General features: G+C 36.3%; 1 protein-coding gene. It reads left to right on the top strand.

Translation table 11 applies throughout. The annotated features are described in order from the left end of the window. Nucleotides 1-659: T6SS immunity protein Tli3 family protein (locus M983_RS17660; protein ID WP_425415209.1), on the top strand; the 659-nt coding region annotated here is incomplete at its 5' end. Nucleotides 660-771: the final 112 nt, after the last annotated feature.

Here is a 771-nt window from a genome sequence, read left to right as displayed (position 1 = left end):
AAGCGCAACAAGAAGCTGAACGTCAACGGTTAATTGCCGAAGAAATTAAAAGCTATGGACCGCCTACTGTAATCTACCGTATTGATGACCACCGGTTTTTTACTCTTGAGCAATACAGTGAAAAACGTGAGGGAATAACTTATTACAACAATATCTTAAAAGGGATACATCAAGGGATACTCTATGGCTCAGCATGTTTATATCAAGGGCGTTTAATTTGGGCAACAGATCGTGATGATGCGCTCGTTTTTCCTGCCGTTCTTAATCGAAGAATGGATGGATGTGCAGGCACAAAAACAGCCTGCGTGAATTCATTATTAGTCACCCTTGATGGCGGTAAAAACTTTAGGCCAACAAATGGAAATTTTGGTATTAACACAAACTCTCCGGGTCCTTATTCTGCTAATTTCGATATTATTGTCACAAATGAAAGTTTTTATTTAGGCAAAACCCCTGTTAGCCGTCGAGAAGATGATGATCAACTGGCTAAACCAAGGTGGCGTAAATTTTATTTCGATCTAACAGATTCAAATTATGTCCATAGCAGTGTCGGTGACAAAGAAACACCACCTTCTTCATTAAAAACCCCCTCTGGTCAAACCCGTTTTGATTGCAGTTCTCCCCATATTTACCCTATTTCACAAAAGGAAAAAGAATGAGTCATCATAATTTAAAAACAACCCAATTTATATAAATCTCCTTTTTAATTGATTTATTTAAAATAGGATAAATAAATCAGTTAAAAATAACGTTTTATTAAAATTAAAACCC

Source organism: Proteus myxofaciens ATCC 19692 (assembly GCF_001654855.1).
GTDB lineage: Bacteria > Pseudomonadota > Gammaproteobacteria > Enterobacterales > Enterobacteriaceae > Proteus > Proteus myxofaciens.
The sequence above is the reverse complement of the archived record's forward strand: the minus strand, read 5'-3'. Positions and strand labels throughout refer to the sequence as shown.